The organism is Paenibacillus sp. 32352 (assembly GCF_002042965.1).
Classification (GTDB): domain Bacteria; phylum Bacillota; class Bacilli; order Paenibacillales; family NBRC-103111; genus Paenibacillus_S; species Paenibacillus_S vulneris.
The window spans coordinates 105,720-132,689 of sequence record NZ_MZNT01000016.1 but is presented as its reverse complement, the minus strand read 5'-3'; the positions used below and the strand labels follow the sequence as shown (position 1 = coordinate 132,689).

24 protein-coding genes are annotated in these 26,970 nt (G+C 52.2%); 6 read left to right on the top strand and 18 right to left on the bottom strand.

The window, feature by feature from the left end; translation table 11 throughout:
- Positions 1–121: 121 nt before the first annotated feature.
- A complete protein-coding gene (locus tag B1728_RS30045; RefSeq protein ID WP_079914114.1) occupies positions 122–979 on the top strand; it encodes an AraC family transcriptional regulator in 858 nt (285 codons plus the stop codon).
- A 152-nt stretch (positions 980–1,131) separates the two neighbouring features.
- Here B1728_RS30045 and B1728_RS30040 read toward each other — a convergent pair whose 3' ends face one another.
- The 14 genes from B1728_RS30040 to B1728_RS29970 form a co-directional block, all read right to left on the bottom strand.
- Positions 1,132–1,374 carry a hypothetical protein gene (locus B1728_RS30040; protein WP_079914113.1) on the bottom strand — a complete coding sequence of 81 codons (243 nt, stop codon included), beginning with the start codon at positions 1,372–1,374 and terminating at the stop codon, positions 1,132–1,134.
- A gap of 261 nt (positions 1,375–1,635) precedes the next feature.
- Positions 1,636–2,502, bottom strand: coding sequence for a helix-turn-helix domain-containing protein (locus tag B1728_RS30035; protein ID WP_079914112.1), 867 nt, complete (start codon positions 2,500–2,502; stop codon positions 1,636–1,638).
- 225 nt (positions 2,503–2,727) lie between these two features.
- Positions 2,728–3,489: a hypothetical protein gene (locus B1728_RS30030; RefSeq protein WP_079914111.1), complete on the bottom strand. Its 762-nt coding sequence runs from the start codon at positions 3,487–3,489 to the stop codon at positions 2,728–2,730.
- A 244-nt stretch (positions 3,490–3,733) separates the two neighbouring features.
- Positions 3,734–5,404, bottom strand: coding sequence for a glutamine--tRNA ligase/YqeY domain fusion protein (locus B1728_RS30025; protein WP_144028054.1), 1,671 nt, complete (start codon positions 5,402–5,404; stop codon positions 3,734–3,736).
- A 414-nt stretch (positions 5,405–5,818) separates the two neighbouring features.
- On the bottom strand, positions 5,819–7,354 hold the full coding sequence (locus B1728_RS30020) for a sulfatase family protein (protein ID WP_144028053.1): 1,536 nt from the start codon (positions 7,352–7,354) through the stop codon (positions 5,819–5,821).
- Positions 7,355–7,377: 23 nt separating this feature from the next.
- Positions 7,378–8,250 carry a carbohydrate ABC transporter permease gene (locus B1728_RS30015; RefSeq protein ID WP_079914109.1) on the bottom strand — a complete coding sequence of 291 codons (873 nt, stop codon included), beginning with the start codon at positions 8,248–8,250 and terminating at the stop codon, positions 7,378–7,380.
- Positions 8,251–8,818: 568 nt separating this feature from the next.
- On the bottom strand, positions 8,819–9,799 hold the full coding sequence (locus B1728_RS30005; RefSeq protein WP_079914107.1) for an ABC transporter permease: 981 nt from the start codon (positions 9,797–9,799) through the stop codon (positions 8,819–8,821).
- A gap of 39 nt (positions 9,800–9,838) precedes the next feature.
- Positions 9,839–11,419: an extracellular solute-binding protein gene (locus B1728_RS30000; RefSeq protein ID WP_256865576.1), complete on the bottom strand. Its 1,581-nt coding sequence runs from the start codon at positions 11,417–11,419 to the stop codon at positions 9,839–9,841.
- 71 nt (positions 11,420–11,490) lie between these two features.
- Positions 11,491–12,390, bottom strand: a complete 900-nt coding sequence (locus B1728_RS29995) for an AraC family transcriptional regulator (RefSeq protein WP_079914106.1) — start codon at positions 12,388–12,390, stop codon at positions 11,491–11,493.
- Positions 12,391–12,677: 287 nt separating this feature from the next.
- Positions 12,678–13,535, bottom strand: coding sequence for a copper amine oxidase N-terminal domain-containing protein (locus B1728_RS29990; protein WP_079914105.1), 858 nt, complete (start codon positions 13,533–13,535; stop codon positions 12,678–12,680).
- Positions 13,536–13,746: 211 nt separating this feature from the next.
- A complete protein-coding gene (locus B1728_RS29985) occupies positions 13,747–15,663 on the bottom strand; it encodes an FAD-dependent oxidoreductase (RefSeq protein WP_079914104.1) in 1,917 nt (638 codons plus the stop codon).
- 88 nt (positions 15,664–15,751) lie between these two features.
- Positions 15,752–17,161 carry an extracellular solute-binding protein gene (locus B1728_RS29980; protein WP_179136262.1) on the bottom strand — a complete coding sequence of 470 codons (1,410 nt, stop codon included), beginning with the start codon at positions 17,159–17,161 and terminating at the stop codon, positions 15,752–15,754.
- A 24-nt stretch (positions 17,162–17,185) separates the two neighbouring features.
- Complete coding sequence (locus B1728_RS29975; RefSeq protein WP_079914102.1) at positions 17,186–18,730, bottom strand: ABC transporter substrate-binding protein; 1,545 nt, start codon at positions 18,728–18,730, stop codon at positions 17,186–17,188.
- Positions 18,727–19,269 (bottom strand): RNA polymerase sigma factor, encoded by a 543-nt coding sequence (locus B1728_RS29970; RefSeq protein WP_079914101.1) that lies wholly within the window; start codon positions 19,267–19,269, stop codon positions 18,727–18,729. Before B1728_RS29970 ends, B1728_RS29975 begins: the two co-directional genes overlap by 4 nt.
- Positions 19,270–19,511: 242 nt before the next feature.
- Here B1728_RS29970 and B1728_RS37065 point away from each other — a divergent pair, with 242 nt between their 5' ends.
- Both B1728_RS37065 and B1728_RS29965 read left to right on the top strand, forming a co-directional pair.
- On the top strand, positions 19,512–19,643 hold the full coding sequence (locus tag B1728_RS37065; RefSeq protein ID WP_256865574.1) for a hypothetical protein: 132 nt from the start codon (positions 19,512–19,514) through the stop codon (positions 19,641–19,643).
- A 34-nt stretch (positions 19,644–19,677) separates the two neighbouring features.
- Positions 19,678–21,717 (top strand): peptidoglycan D,D-transpeptidase FtsI family protein, encoded by a 2,040-nt coding sequence (locus tag B1728_RS29965; protein ID WP_256865573.1) that lies wholly within the window; start codon positions 19,678–19,680, stop codon positions 21,715–21,717.
- Between the two features lie 153 nt (positions 21,718–21,870).
- Here B1728_RS29965 and B1728_RS29960 read toward each other — a convergent pair whose 3' ends face one another.
- From B1728_RS29960 to B1728_RS29950, 3 genes are all read right to left on the bottom strand, one after another.
- A complete protein-coding gene (locus B1728_RS29960) occupies positions 21,871–23,127 on the bottom strand; it encodes a M16 family metallopeptidase (RefSeq protein ID WP_079914100.1) in 1,257 nt (418 codons plus the stop codon).
- A 206-nt stretch (positions 23,128–23,333) separates the two neighbouring features.
- On the bottom strand, positions 23,334–24,269 hold the full coding sequence (locus B1728_RS29955) for an MraY family glycosyltransferase (protein ID WP_377740205.1): 936 nt from the start codon (positions 24,267–24,269) through the stop codon (positions 23,334–23,336).
- Positions 24,270–24,404: 135 nt separating this feature from the next.
- Entirely contained in the window at positions 24,405–25,241 is an 837-nt protein-coding gene (locus B1728_RS29950) for a GNAT family N-acetyltransferase (protein WP_179136261.1), read from the bottom strand.
- 256 nt (positions 25,242–25,497) lie between these two features.
- Here B1728_RS29950 and B1728_RS29945 point away from each other — a divergent pair, with 256 nt between their 5' ends.
- The 3 genes from B1728_RS29945 (at position 25,498) to B1728_RS29935 (ending at position 26,768) form a co-directional block, all read left to right on the top strand.
- Entirely contained in the window at positions 25,498–25,878 is a 381-nt protein-coding gene (locus tag B1728_RS29945) for a glyoxalase superfamily protein (RefSeq protein WP_079914097.1), read from the top strand.
- Between the two features lie 148 nt (positions 25,879–26,026).
- The gene (locus tag B1728_RS29940) at positions 26,027–26,287 is read left to right on the top strand and encodes a GlsB/YeaQ/YmgE family stress response membrane protein (protein WP_028549951.1); all 261 of its coding nucleotides are present in this window, start codon (positions 26,027–26,029) and stop codon (positions 26,285–26,287) included.
- Positions 26,288–26,318: 31 nt separating this feature from the next.
- Positions 26,319–26,768, top strand: coding sequence for a YtxH domain-containing protein (locus B1728_RS29935; protein ID WP_079914096.1), 450 nt, complete (start codon positions 26,319–26,321; stop codon positions 26,766–26,768).
- Here the strand turns inward: B1728_RS29935 and B1728_RS29930 are convergent.
- A complete protein-coding gene (locus tag B1728_RS29930) occupies positions 26,759–26,965 on the bottom strand; it encodes a hypothetical protein (protein ID WP_079914095.1) in 207 nt (68 codons plus the stop codon). The genes B1728_RS29935 and B1728_RS29930 overlap by 10 nt on opposite strands.
- Between the last annotated feature and the right edge of the window lie 5 nt (positions 26,966–26,970).

Below are 26,970 nucleotides of genomic sequence, written 5' to 3'. Positions count from 1 at the left end.
CGATTCTCCAGTGAATCCAAATACTATAAACAAGCTTATCAAAAAATGCTCGTCCATTGTTTGGTGTGTTTATGATAAAATGTTGTTATATTACGGTTAACCGACTGAGGTGATACTACCGATGAAAATAATGAACTATATGAACTTGAACCGACACCCGGTTAAGCTCTCCTTCGCCAGAGACCGTACCCACGAATTTGTTGAAATTTTCCACGCCCATCAAGGGATGGAGCTTTTATACGTTCATGAAGGACACGGCAGTGTCATCGTAAATCAGCAAATCGTGAAGCTCGGGCCAGGGAGTCTGGTGTACTTCCGTCCGTTTCAGCTGCATCGTATTCAAATGAAGATCAGCGAAGAGGCCCCTTACATCCGTTCTTTGTTCGTATTCGAGCCCTCTGAGCTTGACCGTTATCTAGCACCGTTTGCATCGCTGCAATCGTTCTTTCGTTGGCTGTGGAAGGACCCTATCGCTTACCAGGTGTTCTCCGGTTTGCCTCAAGAGCGGATGGTTGCACTGTTGAATGTATACCGTACACGAATAGAGAAAGCACAGCCTGAGGATCTTCTGGAAGAGGAAATGCTGTTTCTTGTCGCTCTGCTGCATGAACTGAAAGGGCATTGGAATCCTGAAGAGGCAGCGAGACCCGTTCGAAGCAAATCGACCAGCGCCGAGCAGGTCATGGAGTGGATCGAGGAGCACTATATGGAGGAGTTCCATTTGGAAAGCCTGGCCAAAGCCGTTCATCTATCGCCGAATCACATCTCGGCCGTATTTCGCCAAACAGCGGGGACCAGCATTACGGAATACTTGACCGCAAGGCGGATCCGGCAGGCGTGCTGGCTGTTGAAAACAAGCGATTTGACCGTTCAGGAGGTCGGCCAGTCGATCGGGCTGAGCAATTTCCCATATTTTTGCCAGCTGTTCAAAAAGCATGTGGGGCTGACCCCGTATCGCTACAAGCGTTCCTTTGATTAATGTGCTGAATAATTCATGTACTAAAGCCCCGATACCGTGCAGCTCGCACCGGAACCAGGGCTTTTTGCGCATGTCGGAACCGACCAAGTCCTCTCAAAAATACAGAAAAAAAATAAGCCGGCACCGTCCAAAGCGATGCCAGCTTGTATCCGTTATTTTTTGCTATCAGGGTCCGACGGTTCTTCCTTAACCCAACGGTCATACCGGTCGTCGACCTCTCGAGCCATCTGCCGGTACAGCTTGGTTTCCCGTACGACAGGATCGATCTGAGCCTGTATACGGATTTCCGTCTTGATCGGCAGCCGCTTGCGGGCCGCTTCCTCGGTATCCTCCGTGTCCATTTCTCCTTCCGTCAGCTTGCGCGCGAGCTGCTCTTCCCATTCTTTTTCATCCATCGTCAGGTCCTCCTTCACATTCAGTTCCATTCGATATAAAGATAAGCTCACTTCTAATTTACCCGATGCGAAACAGGATTACACCTGTTTTTTCCGGTTGGTGAAGAGACTTTACTTCGGGTGGCGGCGCGGTGCTTCCTGTTAGCCTGCTGTATAGTCGAACGTTTATGATAAACCTGCCAACCCTCACCCGTCGGGGTCCGCCAGCTCCAGCTGTTAGTAGCCGGTGACGCCTTCAAAAGGAAGCGCCTCTCCCGTCATTCAAGGCTGCTCCAGCACCTCTTCTTCCGGGAAAATAGCCTTGCCGGATGCTTTGCGGTATTCCGATGGGGAAAGGCCGGACTGTTTTTTGAATATTCTGGAAAAATAATACAGTTCCATTCCAATCTTGTCCGCTACCGCAGATATCGACAGATCGGTCGTAGCCAGCATTCGGCGCGCCTTCTCCAGGCGCTTCTTGTTGATATACACAATGGGAGAGAGCCCCATCATCGATTTGAAATAGTGCATGAAATAGTTCGGGTGAAAATGGACCAGCTTCGCCAATTCCTCGACAGTAATCGGCTCGGCAAGATGACGTTCGATATAGGACAGGACGATATTGATCTTGGACGTGCTGGAGGTGGCCGCCAAGTGCAGCTGCGTCTCCGATTGTTCGATGTATTCGGATATAATCTCGAACAAGATGGATTTTATGCGCAAGGGCGCCGTAACGGAGCTATCCGTATGCAGCTCCAGCAGCTGCTGAAATTGCTTTTCGAGCAGCGGCTCGTCCTTTACGGTGATCCAATGAGGCAGGTCGAGCATTTGAAACAGGTTCACGTCCCCCACCGTCGCCGAGAAATGGCACCAATATTTGCCTAGCGGATTATCGTTCTCCGGAGCGTAAGACAGCCGCATGCCTGCAGGCAGCAGGAACAGCTGGCCGGGCTCGGGATAATAATCCTTGCCGCGGATATGAATCCAGCCGCCGCCTTCCCGGATATAATACAGGCGGTTGACGTCCGTCATCATGTTGGAGACCCGCCAGTTCGTGCCTACCTTCGTGTAATGCGCCATTTGCAGCGTAATCTGGGTATTGTCCAGATAGCTTCGCATGAGCTGAAGCTGCAATTTGTCTTGATCCATGATAGCCTCCCACTCAACCAAAAAAGCATTAGGATTGTGCAAATGTCTGCTACTATCATACATCCGCTTCCCCTGTTTTGCCTACAAGAATATGTATGCAGCCTTGCGCTGCTTAAGGTAGGATGAGCTTTTCTGCGCTATTCACCGCTATTTGGTGAGAGGCGGGGAGTACAAAAGGACACATCCTTTATGGATGTGTCCTTTTGTTGTGAGGAGTAAAAGGAATTACTCCTCCTTTCCCTCGGATGAGGAGGCGAAATAGGAGTTCAAGATCATGACGGACTCGTTCCCCGTACGAAGGTAATCCTCCTCGTAGAAGCGCTTGGAGACGTAAGCCGCCGCCAAGAAAGCGATGCAGAGCAGCACGAACATCGTCCAATGCAAATTAATGGCATAAGAGTAGGATAGCACGACATTCAGCAGCTGCAGGACCATAACGAAGCAGAACGCGACGGCAAAAATCCCCGTCAAAGAGCGGTACGTGCTGCAGCGCAGCTTGTACAGAAGCAGCGGCGTCTTCCAGCCCCGGATGGACGCCAGATGCGAGGCCCAGCGGTAGAACGGGGCCCATCCCATTTTGACCCGTATTTCGCGCAGCGTAACATGAAATTCCGCGTACAGCTTTAATTTTACCCCTTCCAACACTTCCGTATTTTCCTTGAAGCAGATGGCACGGTTGCGATCGAGGGGACCGCGCTCCAGCAGCCATTTGCCGAAATACGAAATGATGATGCCAAGCAAGTAGCACCCGATCAGTCCTGCGATCGTCAATCCTGTGACAATGGCCGCGGCCAAGGGTCCGTCCTCCGCCAGCTGCTGAATGCAATAGCTCATAATATCGCTGCTGGCATGAAACGAATTCATTAACCGCTTATGCATGGTCCAATCGATCAACAGACCATAAGAGCATCCTATAGCCGCTATAAATATCAGTCCTTGGAAGAACAAACCGACGATATCCAATAAAAATGACGCTAGCTTTTGCAAAATAATTCTCCTATTTGCTGTATTGGACGGCTCAGCCATCCTATGGTTACCTAAGTTGTATTCGACATATTGCTATAAATATCCTACCTATTAATACATTTCCAATAAATAACGATATCTGCGCTTTTCTCGAATGCTGGTAAATGCCCCGTCTCTCTTGCTATGCAGCACAAAAAAGCGGGCCGTTCAAACACGACCCGCTGCTCCAACTGCCTATTTGCCGCAAAATAATCCGCCTTCCGCCTTATGTCCTTTTCCAGCCGTCCTTCAAAGAAACCGTCCTATGGAACATCAGCCGCTTCGACGAGGAATGTTTGGAATCTACGCAAAAATAGCCGTGCCGCATAAATTGATACCTGCTCTCCGGCGGCGCTTGGGATAAGAAAGGCTCGACGAAGCAATCTGTCAGCTCGATCATGGAGTCCGGGTTGATTTTGTCCCCCCAGCCGGCCTCCTCGTCCTGCAACGCCCCCTCATCAAGCAGCAGCTTGTCATACAGCCTGACGCTGGCATTCACCGCATGCTCCTCCGATACCCAATGAATCGTTCCTTTGACCTTTCTGCCGGTGAAGCCGGTACCGCTTTTGGTCTGCGGATCGTAGGTGCAGTGCAGCTCGGTAATCTCCCCTGTGACCGGGTCCTTTCTAAACGTTTCACATCGTAAATAATAAGCGCCCTTAAGTCTGACCTCCTGGCCTGGGGACAGCTTATGAAAGCCCTTGACAGGATGCTCCATGAAATCGTCCTGTTCGATATAGAGCACCCTTGAAAAAGGAACCCTCCTCTCCCCGAGCTCCTCATTCTCCGGGTTGTTCGGGATCGGCAGCCACTCCACCTGACCCTCCGGATAGTTGGTGATGACGACCTTCAGCGGCCTGAGAACCGCCATCACGCAAGGTACCGTCGTTTTCAAATGATCGCGTACAAAATGATCCAGCAGCGATATATCGACCGTGCTCCACGACTTGGATACCCCGATTTCATCCAGAAAACGGTGAATACTTTCCGGCGTATAGCCTCTTCGTCTCAGGCCTTTGATCGTCGGCAGTCTCGGATCATCCCAGCCTTCCAGGAAGCCTCCCACCACCAATTCTCTCAAGTACCGCTTACTCGTAACCGTGCCTTGGATATTCAGCCTTCCAAACTCTCTTTGTTTTGGAGCGGGATGGATATCTAACGCATTCAGAACCCATTCGTACAGAGGCCGGTGGTCCTTGAACTCCATTGAGCATAACGAGTGGGTAATGCCTTCGATCGCGTCCTGCAAAGGATGGGCAAAATCATACATCGGGTAGATGCACCACTGATCCCCCGTCCGGTAATGATGCGCATGAATAATCCGATACAGGACCGGATCCCGCATGTTCATGTTCGGCGAAGCCATGTCGATCTTGGCCCTAAGAACCCGCGCCCCTGTCGGAAATTCCCCCTGCTTCATTCTGTGAAACAAATCGAGATTATCCTCCACGGTCCGGTTTCTGTAAGGACTTTCCTTGCCCGGCTCGGTCAAGGTGCCGCGATAGTCATGGACTTCATCCGCGCTTAGGTCGCACACATAGGCAAGTCCCTTCCTTATAAGCTGCACGGCGTAATCATAAAGCCGGTCGGAATAATCCGAGCCGTAATAAATGAATGGCCCGGGATCGAATTGAAGCCACTTCATATCCTCGATGATCGCCTGAACGTACTCCATGTCCTCTTTCAATGGATTTGTATCGTCCATTCGCAGGTGAAATCTGCCTCCGAAGGTTTTGGCTATCGAATAATTAATGTTAATGGCGTAGGCGCTGCCGATATGCAGGTACCCGTTCGGCTCCGGCGGAAACCGGGTGCAGACCTTTTGCTCATTCGGCCCTTGCATCGCCAGATCCTGTGCGACCATTTCCTCCATCGGGTTTAGCGGCCTACTCTCCATGCTTGATACGCTCCCATTTCCCATCGTACAGATGACCTCCCAACTTTTTTTCACTTATGGACCTCAGAACAACAAAAAAACTCCCACCCCCAAGATTCATCTTGGGGGCGAGAGTCCGATTTCGCGTTGCCACCCCAGTTCATCGGCATGTCGCCATGCCGACCTTATCAGGTACGGCGAAGCTTTATCATAAGCAGCGATCGCGATACCCTAGCTCTGTAACAGGAGCACCTGTCATAGCCTCCCGCTTGCACGCAGTTCCTGCGCAAGGATCGGTATGAGACTCAGAGGCTTGTTTCGGTAAAAGGCTCTTTACCCCTTTTCAGCTGCCGGGGCTCTCTGGTGAAAAAACCGTTTTACTTACTCTTCTCATCATTGTCGGTCAATTTTGAATTATTGAACAATTTACATCAACTACAACCATTTGTCAAATGACAAATCCAATGCCTTCAAGCCCTGTTTATCGTAAAAGGACGGGCCCCTGGTCCACGCGCAGGCCAGATGCATGAGCAGCTCGGCTGTCATTTTCTCCCGAACGGCTGCATACTCTGGCATCCCATATAGGTTATGCCATTCATGAGGATCCTGCGCCAAATGATACAGCTCACCTTGGACCTGGTCCACCCGGGAGAAGGCGTCGTGAAGCGCTCCGGGCAAGTACAGGATCAGCTTCCAATCCTGCTTGCGCCACATCAAGGAAGGGGGCATATGCTCTCCGGATGTGCCTTTGGAATGGTATTCGCAGAATGTCCCCAGGCGCTGCTGCTCTCCGAGCAAATCCAGACCGGGGAGGAGAGGATTTCGCGGAAGGCCCGCCACTCTCGACAATGTAGGCACAAGATCGATAAGCTCGGCCGGGCGGTCGTCTTCCGTTCCCCGTTTTTCCTTGGCAATATAAGAGCCGGATAAAATCATCGGGACCCGCACGCTGCTGTCGTACAAGCAGTACTTGCTGAACCGGAAGCGGCGCTCGCCCAGCATTTCTCCGTGATCGGATACGAACACAATCAACGCGTTTTCCAGTCTTCCCTGCTGCTCCAGCAGGTCCAGCGCCCGCCCGAAATAATGATCCAGCCAGGTACAGTTAGCCCAATAACGCAGCGTCGTTCGTCTTCTCTCCTCCGGCGTCATCCGCTCCCAGACCTGTCTCTTATCGAGATAATTGCTGCGGGTCTGAGCGCTCCCCTCATCGTTAGCGGCCAAATGAGTCCCCTGCTCCTGCTCCCAAGGAGGCTGCGGCAGATCGGGTATGTCCTCGAGGCGGTACATAGACTCGAAAGCTTCGGGCACGTTGAACCCGGCATGCGGCTTCAGGAAGGACAGGTACAAAAACAGCGGTCTAGATTCGTCCAAACCGTTTTGCAAAAACTTCATGCACTCCTCGGCTACCCATCCGTCCCGGTGCCAGTGCATCGGAATCCGGCTTGTACAGCCGATATACCCGTTCGCGTTCTCTTCCCCGCCGCCGTAATTCCGGGTCTCCTCATGGTAAGCGGCCAAGCCCTCCGGCTCGGCATCGCCCATCATGACCGCCCCGTCTTCATAATGCCCGCTATTGCGGGCAAGTCCTACCGCGCGCACCTCGAAGCCTCTCGTCGGAGGAACGGGATTCTTCTCACCGTGGTTCCAATGCGTCTTCCCGAAGCCGGCCGTCTGATATCCCGCTTTGCGCATCAGCTCCGGCAGCGGATCGCTCGGCAGCTTATCTTCGTCGTGCAGGCCGCCGTAATTGGTCAGCACGCCAAGCTGCGACGGATAGTAGCCAAACATCATGGAGGTTCGGCTGGGCACGCACATGGGCGCTTGGCACACCGCCTGGTTGTAGACGATTCCTTGATCGGCAAGCTTATCGAGGGTCGGGGTTTGAATATGCTCGTTGTACCGGCCGATACAGTCCCAGCGCTGCTGGTCCGTCATGAAAAAAATAATATTCGGTTTGGTTTGTACCATGACCATCATCCTCTCTGTTTATCCTATGCTTTGATGGAGCCTACCATAGCGCCTTTGGCAAAATGCTTTTGCAAAAAAGGGTATACCAGTAATATCGGTACGGTAGCTACTACAACTGCAGCCATCTTCAGCATCTCCGACGGAGGCGGCTGCATGGAGACATCATAGGCCTGCAAATCCGTGTTGGAGGCGTTAAGCAGCATATTTTGCAGCAGCACCTGAATAGGCCACTGGGAGGAATCGTTCAAATACAGCAGAGCTGAAAAGAACTGGTTCCAATAGCCGACAGCATCGAACAGAGCGAATGCGGCGATGGCCGGAAGCGATAGCGGAAGGACAATAGTGACCCAGGTTCGGATATCGTTGCTTCCATCAATGGCGGCAGACTCGTCCAGCTCGGCGGGGATGCTGTCGAAGAAGCCCTTCATCAGGATCACGTTCCAGCCGCTGGTGAGCGCCGGAATAATCAGCGACCACACGCTTCCGATCAAGCCCATTTGCCGGACCAGCATGTAGTGGGGGATGAGTCCCGGACTGAACAGCATCGTCAAGAGCACCATGAAAAGAATCGCTTTGCGTCCGCGCATCCGTTTGCGGGAAAGGGCGTACGCCATCGTCGATGTCACCGTTAAACTGCAGATCGTTCCAACGATGGCCAGAAAGGTGCTGTTGCCGACCGATCGAAGAAACGCTTTGGTGGACAGCAAATATTCGTAGGAAGCTATGCTCCAATGATCGGGAAACAGCACCCACTTTTTCTGCAAATATTCGCCGGGATCCGTAAAAGACACTACGACAACGTAGTAGAACGGAAAGCAGGTCAGGAATGCGAGCAGCGCCAGCAAGGCGCCGTTCGTATATCGGAAGACGGAGTCTCCTAAAGTAGTATGTTTCATGAGTGTACCTCCTAAGGACTTTGCGTAGCAAAGCCTGCTTCGTAAGCTTCTGCTCTGGGCTTTGCTGTGCAAAGCCTTGGATTGTTAAAGAGTCTAGTTTTGCGGGGAATATGCTATATACGGAGGTGCGGTATGCCTCGGAGGAGTTTACGTCCGCCTTTGAAACTCGTGAAAATACCGCTTAATATAATCATGTTTCACGGGTTTCAACAGCGGCTGGAGGGGCATACCGCACCGGAGTATAGCAGCATTATTTTAAGCGCTACAGCTCCCTCAACATCCTCGCTTTGCTTAGCAAAGCCAACTTCATTAGCTGCTCTCCAAGCTTTGCGAAAGCAAAGCCTAGAGAATTGTTGAGTAGAGAAAAATGCAAAAGGTGAAGGTGGGGTGCCTCCTGGAGGAGCGATAGCGTCCGCCTTTGTTATCTGGAAATCACCGCCAAATAGCGGATACATTGAAAATTTCCTGATAACAACAGCGTCCGGAGGGAGATACCCCACCGGAATAACGTTGCAATTTTTCAATCTCTACAAACAACCCAGAGCTTGCCAAGCAACGCGCCCCCCTGTCAAAATACGCCGTCCTGGCCGAACTTCTTGGCAATCCGGTTGGATACGACAACCAGGATCAGCCCGACGACCGACTTGAACAAGCCTACGGCAGTGCTGTAGCTAAACTGGGCCCGTTGAATCCCGTTACGGTATACATACGTGTCGAATACCTCGGCAACCTGGGAAACAGCCCCGTTATACATAAGAAAAATTTGCTCAAAGCCGACGTCCATCATATGCCCGAGCCGCAGGATGAGCAGAATCACGACGACGCTGCGAATGGCAGGCAGCGTGACATGCCACATCTGCCGGAAACGTCCGGCTCCGTCCATTTTGGCGGCTTCATACACTTGCGGGTCGGCTCCGGCGATAGCCGCAAGGAAGACGATCGTCCCCCAGCCGGCCTCCTTCCACATGGACTGTACCGTCACCATGACCCAGAACAGGTCCGGGTTCGTCAGCACGTCGATGCGCTCCTGCCCCATCGCTTCCAGCAAATGGTTGATCAGGCCTTCCCCTTTGGCGAACAGCATGAACGTCAAACCGGCTATGATAACCCATGACAAGAAATGGGGCAAATATATCACCGATTGAATGAACCGTTTGTATATAACGCTCCTCAGCTCGTTCAGCATCAGCGACACAAGGATAGGCAGCGGGAAGAAGAACAATAAATTCAATACATTAATCGCGAGCGTATTGCGAAAGAGTAGCCAGAAATCAGTGGTGGAGAAGAACCGCTGAAAATGCTCCAGCCCTACCCACGGGCTATGACTGACCCCTCCGAAGGGCGAATAATTTTGAAAGGCAATCACAATTCCCCACATCGGCACATATTTGAAAATAAGGAAAAATACGATCCCGGGCAGGGCCATCAAATACAAATAGCGGTCTCTTTTTATGTCCAGCCCGAGCTTACGCCAGAAGGGCCGCGTCTTGCGGCCGCTGTGCGGATGATTCTGGCGTACGGGCACAATGCGTCCTTCGGTGTGCTCCATGGATGTCACCCTTTCTTTTTACGTCAGCCCTATAGGACGCTATTTGCCGATCCGCTTGTGATAGGCCTGGGTCATTTCCTCCGTCATTTTGATCACGTCCGGGTTATTCTTCGTCTTGGCTACGAAATCGTCCCAAGCGCTGATAGGCTCTCTTCCGATGACGATCTTGGACTTCAGATCCAGGATCTGCTTCTCCAAATCCGGAAGCACCTTGAGCGCAGTTGGCGAGCTTAAGCCAACACTGATATCCGGCACGCTGATCTTGGCCCTTTCCTCCTGAATTCGCCTCTTCTGGTCGTCCGCCGCCTTCATATCCGGCGTAGGTGCAGCCGCATCCAGACTCGGATCGGTCGGATTGACGATCTGGTTAAAGTCCGAAGCATTATCCGCGTTAAGCTTCTCTGGAATCGTGACCTTCACCCCGTTGACGACGTTATGGTGCACTCCCTCAAGACCGAAGCGCTGAATGGCGCCTACTTCATTGGTCATCCAGGTGTCGATCAGCTTCAAGATCCGCTTCATCTTCGCTTCAGGCACAGTTTTCGGAATCGCCAGGATGCCATTAAAGCCCGTTCCCTTCGGTGTAAAACCGTTAATGGAGGTTAACGGATAAAAGTCCGTATCCTTAAACGCCGGCACGAGCTTCCTCAAATCGGTCGCGTACACCCTGTTGCCCGTTCCCGTTTTATCGATAACACTGCCGGCACGGTTGCTCTTGTACAAATCGCGAACCTGCGTCAGCTTAAGCGAGAGCTGATCCTCCGGCAGCAGTTTTTCCTTGTAAGCTTGCGTCGTGAACTCCAGAGCCTTGCGCACTTCCGGCAGAAAAGCGGTATAGACGAGCTTATCGCCTTCAAGCTTCCACTTGCCGTTAACCCCGGTAAAAATACCCTCGAACGTTCCCAGCAGCGTATCAAACCCCGTCGACAGGCCGAACGTATCGTTCTTGCCGTTGCCATCAGGATCTTGCTCGGCGAAAGCCTTCATCATCGCGTATAATTCCTCGGTCGTTGTCGGGGGCTTCAAATTCAGCTTGTCGAGCCAGTCCTTGCGGACAATCAAGAACGACTCATCGTTCTCATCCCGTGCGCGGGGAATCCCGTAGTTCTTCCCGTCCTCCATCTTCGTCAGCTCCCAAGCAATCTTGGGCGTACCGTTCTGCAAATTCGGATAGTCCTTGATATAAGGGGTAATGTCCCAGAATGCGCCTTGGGCGACCATGGTCCGGAACGTGCTGTTGAAAGGATCGTTAATCATCGTCAAATCCGGGATATCTCCGGAAGCCAGGGCAATATTTAATTTCTCCGTATAAATATTGTTGGACACCCAGCGAATCGACATCTTGGAGTTCGTCGCCTTCTCAATCTCGCGTTTGATGACATTGTCATCGGAGGCAGGAGGCGTGCTTGGCGTCACCGTCATGATGCTCAATTCCAGCGGTCCGCTATCCTGAGCCGCTCCCTCCGTCTTGCCGGCAGCCTTGCCGCCGCTGCACGCCGCAAGCAGTGCCGAAGACAGCAGCAGCGCAGCCATCGTTCCCGCTATCCGAGATTGGCTTCCCTTCTTCTGCTTTTTGCGCTTTGTAACCCTCCAATAAGCCTTCTCTCCACTCAAATCCATATCCATTTCTCCTATCTATATCTGTTTAACTATACGGTCCGACAAGCGAACCCTTTCTCCATACGGCCCTTTTATGATATTTTGCGGGCCTTGAACTGCTTGCGAAAGTTGCCTGGCGTACTGCCTACCATACGTGCGAACAATCTCGTAAAAAAGGATGCATCCCCGAAGCCTACGGCGAGCGCGATCGCCTCTATACTTTTCGGTGTTTCGCGCAGCATATGCTTCGCCCGCTCGATTCGGATTTGCTGCAGCATGGCCGTAATGCTCATCCCCGTCTCCTGTTTGAACACGCGGTTCAGATGCCGCTCGCTAATCGTAAATTCCTTCGCCAAGGAGGCAGCCGTAATTTTTCGGTGAAAGTTCATTTCGAGATGATGTCTCACTCGGCGCACCAAAATCTCATGGCCGCTCGCTAACGGCCGATGCTGCTTCTGCATAGATTGCTGCTGCAGCTTACAGCGCGATAAGAGGATGAGCAATTGAATCAGCTTGAGCCGGTTCACCATCCCGAATCCGGGCTCCATGTCCTTTCCCTCCTGGATCATGCTTTCGAGCAAAGCCACAACAGCACTAGACTGCTCATGCGTCAGCTGTAGGTTTCGGGGTAATAAGGCAAGCTCTTCAAAAAAAGGGGCTACGTAAGCCAGCTCACGAACCGTATCCGGCTGATCCGGATAGGCGGTAAGCACCGACTCTGCCTCAAACAGGCAATTGATGATTTCTATGCCGGAAGCCCCCACATCCACGTAGGCATGGCTTTCACCTGGCAGAATCACATACACATCTCCGGCATGAATATCGAAGCATTGCTGGTTAATTCGGTGGCGGCCCCCGCCATGAACCACATAGACCAGCTCCACATAGTCGTGCCGATGCTCCTCAACGATATTGTGCAATCCATGTGAGGATCGCTGGACCCAGATGGAGTGTCCGTCGTTCCTGTACTTGGCGAATGTTTTGACTAACATATCCGGATCTGCCCCTTCCTTAATACCAAGTATTACACTAGATTTTGTATGGTTTATAGTTAACTCTATCTTACCTCATTTTGCAAGCATGCGGCATGTTCGATCAGGACAAAATTATTGCTTATTACGACAACGATACAGATCAAAATAACCCCGCAAAGCCATCCATGCTGCTGGCGCGGCACCGCAGGGAATGCCCAAACGGATTGCAAGGCATATTTCCGGGGTACAAAAAAAGCCAGAAAGTGCTATATGCACTCTCTGACTTTTCCTTCCGGCTTGCGCCCTTATTCTTCGTTAATTATGACGGAGGTCGTATCCGGCTCCCAGTTAACAGCAGCTTTTAACGCTTCGCTAATAAATCGTACCGGCACAACGGTGCTGCCGTCCGCAATCTCCGCAGGAACTTCAAGCTTGACTTCTTTTCCGTCAACGTAAGCAGTTGTGCTTCCGATAAACAATTTCACGGAAATTCCATCGCGCGTTACCGTAACGGAACGTTCCTCTTCGTTCCAAGCGACATCCGCCTTCAGCGCTTCGGCAATAGCACGGAACGGAACGAGCGTGCTGCCTTCACGAATAAACGGAGCCACTTCAAACGACGGCTCTTCCCCGTTTACATAGAGCTTGACGCCTTTTTTGCCCAGCTTATCGTACAGTTTGCCAAGCTTTTTATATGCTTGAATATTTTTGACGTTTGCCCGAACGGCATCCTTCTGAACATAGACGGCATCGCTTACGCTTCCCTGCTCCTCAAGCAAGTCTGCCACAGCGGATAATGCTTCATCCTTCGCTTGAATAGCCTCCAGCTTTGTTCTTTGTTCATCCGTCAGTTTATTTTCGTATTTCGTCAGCAGCAGCTCGGCGATCACCGCGCCTGCCGGTTTATCCTGGACATGGTCAATAGCATTCAATAGCCCCTTATATCCCTGATGGCCGTTGGCGTTGTAAGTGCTGTCCGTAACGGAAGCCCCGGAATCCGCTTTCTTGTTGCTTGCTTTCGTTTCCGCCGAAGTCTGAGTTTGGATTACATTCTCCGCTTTTTTCTCCGCACCGTTGCCGTTGTCGGACTTCGCCAAGGCCGCTCCCGCAAAGAGACTGGTAGCCAATACACCGGATGCTGTCGCTAATAGTACTTTGTTCATGAAATAATCCCTCCAAGGATGTAGGTTGAGGTAGCTGTTAGTAGAATTCGGTAAAAGCCCCCCGCTTTTGGAGGGTGAGTCCAAAAAAATTTTTCACGCAGGTGTATCTGAAAATAAGAACTGCCTTCCTGCATCCGATAGGAGGCTTGATTCAGACATAAAAAAAGCCATGAGGCTCTACGCTAGGTAGAACTCCACAGCCCTCTCTACTTTACTCATACTTAACTCCGGCCGTACTCTCCACAAAATCGCGGATCAGCATATAGCTGTCACCATTCGTAAGCTGCAACGGGTCCGAAATTTGCTTGATCGTATCATTCTTCAGCCATCCGCGCTGCACCAGCTCCGCTACGGCCTCTTCCCTCGTGCTCTTGAGACCCGCCGCCATAGCCAGGGTCAGAGCCGCCTGATCCAGCGTCAAAGGCTGCTTCGCGGGGGTTGGCATGTGCCGGATGGATAAGCCAGCATCGCCCTGGAACGGCGCCGGATGTACTTTACGTACATTGGCCATATGGGAGACAAACCGCTGCGGATTGGACTTGCCGTCCAAATCCCAATTCATATTATCATAGCCGCCTATCGTAACCGCCATGCTGACGGCGGCTTTCAGACCCGGGAATGCTTTATGCTTCATATAGGCGGGTTTGTCGAATGGATACAACGACAGCTCTACGTTTTGCTGCATCAGCTTGTCCCTCAGCTCCGCTATGCCGTCCTTCGATTGGGATAGCTGCCGGAACGTCACTCCCCGGTCAAGCGCTATTTTGGCTGCCGCCCCGGCCGCTTCTCCCGTCGCCATTCCGAGCGGAATGACGCGAGCGCTTCCATGAGGCAGAGAATCGAAGCTCGCCGCTCTCCCTACGACTAGCAATCCGTCCACCTTTAACGGCACCAGACAACGGAACGGTACGCCATACTGCTTCGGCTTCATCATGACCGAGCCGGGATCCTTATAGTTCGTGCTCTGAATATCCGCTTCGTAGGAGCCGTAAGCTATAGCATCCCAATGATCCCTGTTCTCCATCAAGTCGGTCATCGTCAAGCGGTATTCCCCTTGCAGATGCCTCGTTTCCCTGACATACAGCTCAGGCGCCGTTCCTAGCAGCTCCACCCGCTTGAACTCGCTGAAGTTGTTTTTCATATAGGTAACGATATGCTCGGCTTCTTTCCTCCCGATCTCCATCCCTTCACGTACCGATTCCGGATTCAACGGGTCGACATCGAAGATTTGCATCGCATTGATCAGGACGGTATTATCGTTCTGCCTGCCTATATTCAGCCCTCTCATGCGCACCCGCTCTTTGTTCGTGGACACATAGTCCTTCATTTCGGGAAAGCCCCAGGCGCTCATCTTATCGCTTCCCGTATGAGGATGCTTGCCGAACGAGTCCCACACCTTGGGCGTAACTCCGCCAAGCTTGAACACGAGCGTCACAGCCATTTGGGAGGAGGCATCGCCGATATCCTCACGTCCCATCGTGAACGGCGCGCCTGCCATGGCGGCGATATCCCCATCCTGCGTAGCGTCGATCACCGTCTTGGCATAGACCGAATGCTCGGTCTGATCAGCACTTACAATACGCAAGCCGATTACAGCGTTTCCTGCCTTGCTGGCCTGGACCAGAGGCTTGATTTCCCTCGCCTTCATTAGAAGGTCGATGTTCGGCTCGCCGCTTACCATCTTATAAAACACATTGGCCGCCGTATGCGTGTCGAACGAGGTTCCTTCGATCTGGTCATACCATTCCTGAAAAATGCCCTTATTCAAAAAGTTGTGTTTACCCGAAGCCGCCGGCTGCCCGGGAGCGTAGTTCAAATCGAGCGTATTCAGCCAGCCGAGGGTCATGAGTCCCCCCAGGATGTCACGGTCCTTCCCGTCGACCAGGAGCACCTTTAGTCCATTACGCGCTGCCGAGACGGCTGCGGCAATGCCTTCCGGATCGGTTCCCACGACGATCGTATCATAGCTCTCCTTAATCTGCGCAGCCGATTCCACCTTCTTCAAAGGCTGCTGCGGACCTATCCCGGCGCTGCGGCTCTTCCATGCGTCCCATTGCAATATCCCCCCAATCATCGCTACTAAGATCATCGCGCCTATCCACATACGGAACCGTTTCACCTGAAACATTCAACTCCTGTTACAATAAAAAATGAGTGCAATTCCATATATTGTAACAGGAATCTTTTTACAAATTCAACACTTGATCCGCTGCGATTTAATTCCCTGTCCTTGCCTTTTCCTCTGCGCGCGCTTTATCCAACGCCATTTGCCCTTCCTCCTGCAGCTGCTTCAGTCCCGCTTCCACGGATACCCCGTCCTGAAGCATCGCTTGCATCTGCTTCTCCATAATCACCTGAAGCTGCTCGGTGAAAGAGACCGGGATGCTGTCATTGTAACCGGATTGTACATTTTCGTTATATTTCACGTTATAGAACGGCTCCAGGCTGTGACCGTCGATCTCCTTGGCGAATTCCTTGCGCACCGGCAGATCCATCGATGTCTTGGCTTCGATCTTGGCAGCCTCGCGCCCGTTAAAATATTTGACCACTTCCCATGCGGCGGCTGTATTCTCGGCTTGGGCGTTGATGCTGTAAATCGGGTAGACTGAAAAATTCGGATTGCTGCTATGTCCCGGATTGGACGAAGGGGCACTCGTCATCTCCCAGGCAAAGGTCGCCCCCCTCTGCTTCAGACCGTTGATCTGCCCCAGATTGCTGATCGTCATGGCGGCCCGGCCGGCACTGAACATATCCTCCCGCTCCACATCCTCCTTATCGTACATGCGCTTATCCGGCATAAAGCTCCACTGAAACACCCCGCTCTTGTAGCCGTCGATGACCATCCGGTAGATGTTTCTCCACGAATCTGTATCCAGCATCGCCTTACTCCCCGTTGGATCGGTATATGCGAGTCCCTCCGCCTGGCCGATATAGGTAACCAGACTCAGAGGCGACCTCATGTATCCCATATGGAAGCCGTAAATCCGTTCGTCCTTGCCCCCTTCCGCCGGAAACCGCTGTGCCAGACGAATCATTTCCTCCCACGTCATCGAATCCTTCGGATAAGGGATCCGATACTTGTCGAACAGATCCTTATTATAAAATAGCACTGAGCTGGTGAAGCTCGGCGACAAGCCGTACAGCTTCCCGTCCCCTTTCATCTTCAGGAAATCGACGGCCGCCGGAAGCAGATTCCCCACGTCGAACTGGTCCTTGGCAATCAGAGGGGACAAGTCGTACAACTTCCCCTCCTGAACAAGCTTCCCGTAATCATACGAGTTGGTAATGAGAAGGTCCGGCTTCTGCTCATCTATCAGCTTCAAATAATTCTTCATATAGTCCTTCACATAGTTTGTGCCATACAGATCCTGCGTAGGAACGATCTTCACATCCAGCTCAGGAAATTTAGCTATAAAATAGTCCGCGTACTCGTACTGGAATTGATCCTCGTTGCCCATAGCAATCCGAAGGGTGCCTTTGATTGGGCCAGCCGGAGTCTCCTCTGCTTTGTCGCATCCGCTCAAAAGAAGCATAGCGGAGGCCGCCAATGCAAGCGCAAGCATGGAGAACCCGTACCGTTTCCTTCCCCATTTGGCAGGTATGCGGCCATTTTTTCGAATGCTCATCCCTATCCTCTCTCTTTCCATCCATTAATTCCGGCTGTCTATCAGGGCGTTGAACAGCGCCTTTTGCGCGTCTTCCTGCAGCTGTTTAAGCATATCGTCCAGCCTCTCCTTACCCTCGACGACGGAACCGGTTCTTTGTGCGGCCGCCGGGGCGAAGGCCTCATTGAACTTGCGGAGCAGACGGGGATGCACCGAGGAATCCGGCAGCTCGGCAGGCTTCATGCTGTAGAACGGAGCGTAATTATGCTCCTCGTCAGGCTTTAAAGCCTTTAAATGGACCGATAGACCGCCGCCATAGGATTTATCCAGCTTCTTGGCGATTTCCAGACTGTTGATCAGCTTCAGCATCTCCCAGGCGGGCCGCAGATGCTCCGACTTGGCATTGATCGCGAACACCGATCCGATAAACAGGGAGGACGTCTCATCCGGATGGGCCGGATGAACAGGCTCACTTACAATATCCCATGGAAAGGAAGGCATGTTGTATCTGCTGGCAGCCTGCTTCAAATCATTACTAAGCGAGAACCCATAGACAGCCATCGCTGCTTTACCCGAAATGAAGGGATTTCTTTTGTATACCTCATCCATCATCATATTGCGCTGGGGCGACGGCTCCCGTTTGTAGACATACCCTTTCTGAAAACCGTCAATCGCCATTCCCCATACCTTTTTCCAAGCGTCCGTGTTCACCGTAGCCTGTGTTCCGTCCGAACCGATCAGGCTTATGCCGTTCGTCTTCCCGATTTGCATAGCAAGCTCTGAAGCGTTGCTGTAATAGGACGGCATCAGACCGTAAATCCGGTTCTCTCCGGTGCCGTCTGCGGGGAACCGCGCCGCCAGCTGCAGCACCTCTTCCCAGCTCATTTTATCCTTTGGATACGGGACCCCGTATTTGTCGAATAAGCTTTTGTTATAGTACAGGGCGTTCATTTCGTACTCCGGAGCCAATCCGTACAGCTTGCCTTCTCCAAGCCTTCGAAGCGTATCGGTTACGCCCGAATACAGATTTTGCAGATCATAATGATCCTGCTTCATGACCGCCTCAAGCGGGTACAATCTGCCTTCCTTGGCAAGCTCGCTATACAAGTCGGGAGACAAGTACAGCACATCCGGGTTTTCCTTATCGATCAGCTGGACCATCTTCTCCTTATAATCAGCCTGTCCCCACCCGCTCGTGTCGACAGGAACGATCTTGACCTCCACGTTCGGATAACGGATGGTGTAGGCCTTGCCGTAGCGCATTGAAAACGTATTTTCATGAAAATATGCGACCTTCAGCGTCAGCTCCTTTTCTTGATCCATCGGTGACAGCACCGCAGGACTGGCCGGCTTCGACAGCTGCCCGAGCAAGCCCCCGAGCTCCTCCTGCCTGGTAAACGCAAAGGCTAACAGCACACAAGCTAACAGCACCGGACTCAGCTTAAGCCAGCGCCGGCTTCTTGGATTTCCCTCCACTTCGACACGCTCCTTTATCTTCCTCATCAAATCTTTGGAAAAGCCCCCCTCGCCTGGCCGTAACGGCGATCCCGCGAGCCGCTTCTCCCATTGCTCCGGTTCCATCTGCTTCATGGCTTGCCCTCCTTGTTCAACAAACCGCTTACTTTGGCCCTCGCCCGATACAATCTTGATTTGACCGTTCCCTCCGACAAAGACAATAATCCGGCTATTTCGGCATGAGTCAGCTGATGATGCGCATGAAGCAGCAGCACCTCCCGCAGCTTGCGGGGCAGCTCCAGTACGACCTGCCATACCTCCTCCTCCACCATAAGCCCCATGGCCTCCGTCTCGGCCGAAGGACTGCTGCCTTCCCTGGTCTGAAGACCAAACGGGATGACCCTGCGAATCCAGGAGGAGCGCCAATGGTCCTTCACCAAATTGCGCGTAATGGTAAGCAGCCATGTTTTCACCGAGGCCTCTCCCCGGTAGGAGTACAGCCGTTCATACACCCTTACGAATACCTCCTGTGTGATATCGTCGGCAAGCTCTTTATTTCGTGTCATGAAAAATGCGTAATTCCACACATCGTCCCCGTAAGCGAGCATGATGTCTTCCAGAATGACATTTTTGTCCATCCCGCCGGAAAGTGATTTTAAATATTCAAAGGCCACCCCTGTTCACCTCACACACAATTGGACGAACCAACAGGAGGAAGGTTCCCTTTATCGGAAATATTTTCTTCTAATGGGGATAACCCGTAACTTTTCCTTCGAGCGCTTCGTCATATAGACAGACGTCCGCTAGCCCGTTTTCTTATGTCCATAACGCCCAAAAAATTTTCATTGTTGTGGTAAACCACTCAACACAGCAGCCTTGCGGCATGGTAAACTATGGTTGTAAAGGAGAATGCGGGATGGATACACGTCTATTACAGGATAAAACAAATCGCAGGTTCGATTGGCGCTGGGCTTCCGTCTGCGGAATGATGGGATTTCTGGCGGCCGTCGTGCTATGGATAGCCATCATTTGGTTTGCGCAGCAATAATTTACGGGACATGGGTCTGAGGAGTGAAAGACAAGTGGGCAGCGGCTTTTTTCGTTATAAAGAGGACCAGGCCGAGAAGCAGGAGATCCGGAAACGGAGACATTTTTCCATTCGGTTGAATTTATTCTTTTTTGTTACGTTTTCCCTGTTTAGCGTACTGATTATTCGATTAGCCATTTTGCAGTTTGTAGAGGGAAAATATTTCAAAGAGATCGAGAACAAGGTTTCCCACAGCGAAAGCCCGATCGCCCCCATCCGCGGCACGATCTACGACCAGACGGGTTATGCTATCGCCCAGTCCCGGTCCATGCAGTCACTCTACTACCGGGTAGAGGGCCGTGCCACGAACAAGGATGAAATCATAGAGCTCGCTTATAAACTCGAGCAGATCTTCGCCGAGAAGGGCAACCCGGATGCCAAGGTGCTCTCTGCCGCCGATATCTTGAAGCTGATGGATGTCGGCTTTGATTTGAATAAGAACAAGACCAAGGATCCGAGCTATTATTCCATCCCAAGAAGGATTAAGGCCGATTTATCCAATAAGGAAATCGCCTATTTGCTGGAGCACCGGGATGAGCTGCGGGGCATCGAAATCCTGGAGGACAGCGTCCGATTGTATGACAGCCAGAGAATCGCAGCCCAATTGGTCGGCTATATGAAACGGTTCAACGCCGCCCGAAATCCGGACTCCGGTCTGGCCTACTACAGGAGCAAGACGGATGAGTATCTGGATGTCGAGGATGTCGGCTTCGATGGCCTGGAGCTGATGTATCAGGAGGAGCTGCGAGGGAAGAAAGGCAGTAAGACCTATCCGGTCAATGCAGCCGAGAAAATTATAGGCCCCCCCACAATCGTTAAGCCAGAGAAAGGCCATAATTTATACTTAACCATTAATAAGGACATTCAGCTTGCGACCCAGAAGGCGATTACCGAGCATCTTAGCTTCCTTCGAAACCGCTCGGCCGCAGGGGAGTTCGCCTATGCCCCGAATGCCCGCTCCGGGTTCGCTGTAGCCATGGAGGTACAGACCGGCAGGGTCGTTGCCATGGCAAGCATGCCGGACTACGACACGAATCTGTGGACCGGCGGCATTAGCAGCAATGAGGTTTACAACCAAATCATGCCGTTCGTCAATAACGGCACCATTACGACGTCCTATCCTGATTTTCCGGAAAAGGAGCGTAATAAGCATCCTTCCTCGCTCGTCTTCATGGGTTCTGTCATCAAGCCCTTGACCATTCTGATCGGGCTGAAGGAAGGCGTCATTAATCCTAACAGCACTTATAACGATTCAGGCTCCTTCTCCTTCGGGGTAGGCAATAACGCCACGATCCGAAATTCAGACGGGCATGCCTACGGTGCGCTGAATCCGACAACCGCAATCATCAATTCGTCCAATACCTATATGTCCGCTATGGTAGGAATCCCGCTCTGGAACAAGTACGGCGGCGAGAAATCCAAGGTGCTCGACGTATGGGCGGAGCATCTGGCAGAGTTCGGCCTGGGCGTTAAAACCGGAAGTAATTTGCCCAACGAAATTGCCGGGTCCAACGACTTTTTCCAAAACGCCAAAACGAGCAGTAAGCAGTCTGCCATGGTCTATGCATCATGGGGGCAAAACGAGAAGTATACTACGCTGCAGCTGGCGCAATATGCCGCCACGCTCGCTAACCGGGGCAAGAGGATGCAGCCGCAATTCGTCGATAAGATCACAACGGCGGAAGGCGAGCTTGTCAAAGGATTTGAACCCGTCCTGTTGAACGAGGTCAATTATCCTAAAAATTACTGGGATATCGTAATCAAAGGAATGAAGAGCGGCGCAGCGGGCATTGAGGATCTGCCGTTCCCCGTAGCGCGCAAGACCGGTACGTCCACGCAGGCCGTACCCGGCGGAACCGTCGATAATGCGGTGCTTATCTCCTTCGCTCCGGCCGATAATCCCGTCCTTGCGGTAGCCGTCGTCGTTCCGGAAGGAAGGTTCGGACGGTACGGAGCCGCTCCGATCGCAGCCAAAATCTACGAGGCCTACGATCAATATATCGGCGGTCTGAGCAGCAAGGAGAAAAAGCGGTAAGCCGCTTCCATGACAAGCACCAGGTGTGGAAACAACGCGGAAGTGGAGCCTTGGCTTCGAGGCTGATTCAGCTGCTTTGCAAGGGCCCCTTGAATTTGAAAGTAAGTCGAATAAGCCGGAATCCCTTACAGGGAACCGGCTTATTATGTTTGTTTATACTGCCTTATGGCCCTCATCCTGCCCGGCCTCTTCCGCCCGGCTGACTTGGACGAACAGCATTTGATCCTTGCGCAGGTAGCTCCGGGCGAACGCCATGACGTCCTCCGGCGTCACGCTGCGGATTTGTGCGGCAAAATAGTGCGGGTCTGTCTGGATCCGATACAGCTGCTCGGAGGCCAGCCTGCTGTTCACTGCTTCCGTCTGATCCTGAGAGATCATATGCCTGCCGATAATCGCATTCTGGGCCCTCTCCAGTTCTTCGTCCGTGATACGTTCGTGATGCATCCGCTCCAGCTCCTCAAGAATTACGTTTTTGGCATCCCCAAGCCGAAGCGGATCGGTGCCGACATAGCCCGTGATGAAGCCCTCACTAACCATGGGGCTAATGGCAGCCCACACCTCGTAGGCCAGCCCCATCTCTCCCCGAATACGCCGCTTAAGCCTCGATCCGTGTCCGCCTCCCAACAAGTGGAGAGCCACATAACCAGCATACTTATCGTCCTCATAAGAGCTCGGGCCGTACATTCCCCAATGAAGATGCGCCTGCCGGATGTCTCTGGCCTCATGAATGACACGCCCGCCGAGCTGGTACGGCTGAAGCTTATCCAACGGCTCCGTGAAAGGCTCCGATGCAGGAATATCCAGAGAGCTGATATATTCAACAAGCTTGTCATGCTCGATATTGCCTGTGACGACCAGCACGATATTGCTAGCCTTGTAGTAATGCCCATGGTACTTGATAAGATCCTCTCTGGTCATCGCCGTGAGCGTCTCTTCCGTCCCCAGATTCCCTGCCCGTTCCGGGTGCATGGCCCTCAGCATGCGCAGCAGCGTGCGGCTCCCGTGATCACGCGGATTATCGTGAGCTCTCTTGATCTCCTCGATCACCACCTTTTTTTCAAGCTGGAGCTCCTCCTCCGGAAATTCGGAATGGAACACCATATCCGTCAGCAGCTCTACGCCCTGCCTCCATTTATCAAAAGGAACATGAGCATAATAGCGGGTCCGGTCCACGCTGGTCGCAGCATTCATTCTGCCGCCGTAATTCTCGATATCGTTCGTAATCTGCTCCTTCGTTCGTCCCTTCGTTCCCTTAAACAGCATATGCTCCAAAAAATGCGCGATGCCGTATGGATACTGCTTCTCATAATGCCCCCCTGCCCTAACCCAGTAGCAGATCAGGGTCGACACGGCCTGCTCGTTGTGCTTGCTCACTATCGTAAGTCCGTTAGCCAAAGTCGTCTTTTGCATATTCCGTCTCCTCTCAGCGATTCCTCGACAAAAATCCCGCTTAAGATATACGTATTCGGGTCTTCCCTGTCCTTCCCCTTCCGTTATGCAGGCAAAAGGCTAATTTTCCCTTTTTCAGGCCCATTTTCTGCTTTTTGGCCAAATATAATTTCCCACAAAAAAAGCCTGTCCGCGTCTAAGCAGCACGGCAGGCTTGTACACATACATTATACTTTTAGCATCAATATGATGATAGAAGTCAGTCCAAAGCATACGTTGATCAAGCATAAAAACATCAGCACCTGCTTCGGATTCAATCCGCTGGCCAACAGCCGGTAATGCGCCTGGCTCGTATCCGCTTGATAAATCGGTTTGCCGTTCAGGAACCGTTTGAAGACCACGAACAAATTATCGAAGATCGGAACGCCTAACGCAAGAATCGGGATAAACAAAGACAAGACCGTCGCCTGCTTGAAGGCGCCGTTCAAAGCAATGACCGCGAGCATAAAGCCGATGAACGAGGCTCCCGCATCCCCCATAAACACTTTGGCCGGAGGCTTGTTATAGCGTAGATAGCCTAAGCCGACGCCGACCAGAATGATCGCCATCATGGCGGAATCCGGTTGATTCTTCGCCAAAGCGACAATGAACAGCGTCAGCGCAGAAATCGTCGATAAGCTGCCGGCCAGTCCGTCCATGCCGTCCGAGAAGTTAATGACCGTCGTTACGCCGAAAATCCAGGTGATAGTCAGCAGAAATTGCGCCCAGGTCCATAGAAGAATTTCTTCCCCGGTGAACGGATTCGTGAAGCCATGAAATACGATCCCGGATTTGTATACGATGACGGCCGCCAGCAGCTGAACGACCAGCTTCGGCAGAGCCGACAGCTCTTTGCCATGCGTTTTGTACCAATCGTCGACAAGTCCGATCATAAGCACGAGCAATCCGCCCGCCATGATCGCTAAGGTTTGGGACAGATTATCTCTTATAAACAAGAGGTATGTAAGGACAAATCCTGCAAAGATGGCGATTCCTGCCGTAAGCGGGATCGGTTCCCGATGAATCTTTCTTTCATTGTCCGGCCTGGGCTTGTCCACAAAGTCGATCCGGTAAGCCAGCTTGCGCAGCGGAGGTATGCTTACCAATACAATCACAAACGATATCAGTCCAGCAATAAAGTACGAAATAACGATCCCTCCTCAAAAATTGTCACATGAGTCGAATGGATAAGAATAAACTGACAATTTCCATTATATCACAGAGGCAGGAGGGTGAACATGCTGTCGAATGAAGCCTGCTTAACCAAGGGAGCCGCTGATACGGGAATAAATCATATCGGGACGCCATGCCGAACGTTCTCCCAGCACCATGCGATCGGCGTAGGAGGCGATCGTCAATCCGATCTGCTGAAGATAATCTATCGCCTTCGTATTAAGCTCGCTTACCCCGATGGAGCGATGCTTCTCTGAGACTGCAGCCTGCCGCAGCAGCATTCTCCCCGCTTCCACATCGCTCGCCACAATAGGACCGGGGCTCCACGGAGCTCCATGCAAATAATAGCCGCGAATGCCGCTCCCATCCTCCTTCGGAACGACCCAGCCGCCGTTATGCTGAAGCAGCTTCTCCAATACAGTCATGCGGTTCTCTCCAGCTGCCCTCCGGTCCAGCTCTGCGATCATAGGAAGATCGGCTGCCTGAACGGCCCTCAGCTGCCCCGATCCGCCTGCTTCTTCCATCACGGCCTCCGGCTCCGCCTTTAAGAAGCAGTACCGGGATTCTACGGTGAAGCCCAGCTTCTCGTATACCGGCTTGCCGAACTCGGTAGCAATAAGCTGAAGCGTGCGGCAGCCCTTCGAATGGAGATCGTCCATTACGGTCCGGGTGAGCCGCGAACCCAGTCCTAGACCTCGAGACGAGGGCTCCACAATAATGGGGCCTAACCATCCCGTCAGCCCCCAGCAAGTTGCGTTAGCCACGCCGACTATACGATCTCCCCGCTCGGCAACAAAGGTCATACAGCCGGGATCATTCCAGTAATAAAGCATTTGCGGTGCAATATCGCCCCAGCCCTCCGGACGCAGCCGGCCTACAGCCTCCAGATCATTCCATAGCATCGGTCGAATGACTATGTCCATCAATGAACCACCTCTTTTGCTGTGAATAAAAATAAATAATATTGAATTATTATACATAATCTAGTAGACATATTCTACCGTTTCTTACGTTTTTATAAAGCCTTCCTCCGCAGCAGTAGTGAAGCAAAGGAAAATAACCAGGATTGTACCGCAGGGAATTATTGTATATGCTAGTAACAGCTGCCGATAAGTATGGCGGATATAGGAAAATGCAGGGCACACACCGCCCGGCAAGACAAGGGAGGAATGAATATTTATGGATAAGCCGCAGCAATACCAGCTCCATTCAGTCATACCGATACTGCGTATGTTTGACGTCGAGAAGACTCAACAGTTTTATTTGCATTATTTGGAATTCGAGCTCGACTGGGAGCATCGATATGAAGATAACTTCCCTCTCTACATGCAAATCTCTAACGGAAGCTGCGTGCTGCACTTATCCGAGCATCACGGAGATTGCTGCCCTGGTGCGGCCGTTCGGATAGAAACTAAGCATATTGAGGCCCTTTACGCGAGGCTTTCCGCCAAGCAGTACAAATATATGAAGCCTGGACTCGAAACAGCACCTTGGGGGGGAAAGGAAATCACGGTGCTGGACCCTGCAGGCAATCGGTTGACCTTTTATGAGCATGAATAGCCTATTGCGCCATTATGACGAGCACTAAACCCTAACAGCCCTTCTGCTTCCCGCCGGGATGCTTCGGGCTGTTCTTGTGTTTCACGATTCCTCCTAACGGGTACTAATTATCATGCAAGACAACCCAATGGAAGGGAGCGTGATGGGGATGATCAGCTTGCTGATAACGATCATCATGGCTATTGTCATCGGGGCTATCGGTTCGGCAATTGCGCCAGGAGGAATGTCCGGGGGCATTATCGGATCGATGATTGCAGGGTTCGTCGGCGCATGGCTCGGGGCATTGCTGCTCGGGACCTGGGGACCTATCATCGGGGGCTTCGCCGTGGTTCCGGCCATTGTAGGAGCGGCATTATTCGTCTTCCTGCTAACGCTATTGTCCAGAACCTTAAACGGCAAACAATCTTAAACCCATTACATGGTAAGGAGAGTGGATAACGATGACAGCAACGGAAAGCAAACGAAATGATGTCGTTTTGGGAACCATTATCGGAGGTGCTGCCGGAGCATTGATCGCTCTTCTATTGGCACCGAAATCAGGCCGCGAGCTGCGAGAGGACCTTGTAACCAAAGTCCAATCCCTGCAGGCCAAGAGCCAGGATTGGCTGGAGCTGGTGAAAACCAAAGCGGCGGATACGGTAGAAACCGTGAGCGGGCAAGGCACCGAGCTGCTGGAGAAAACCAGGGAAGCCGCAAATCAGGCGCTGGACTCCGCGCACAAGGTAACAGAGGCTTCGGCAGAGAAGGTGCGGCAAGCAGCGGATAAAACGGCGGATACCGCTCACCGTCTGGCCGATCGCGCGGCCGATACCGCACATAAAGCGGCGGATCACGCCGAAGCTAACACTCACGAGGCGTTGGATAAAGCTAAGACAGCCTCTCAGGGGTAGCTTCCGATGCTTCTCTCAAACCAGCGATGTTCCTTCAGGGGCATCGCTTTTTCATGCTTTTTATGCCCGGCCGCAAGAGATGCCCCCGCATAGCGCGGCGCTTTTACGAGGACCTCGATGTTATGTAATAAAGCCGCAAGCAGGCGGCTGTCTCCATTTGACAGCCGCCTGCTTGCGCCTACTTGTTTAAGCTTCATCTATA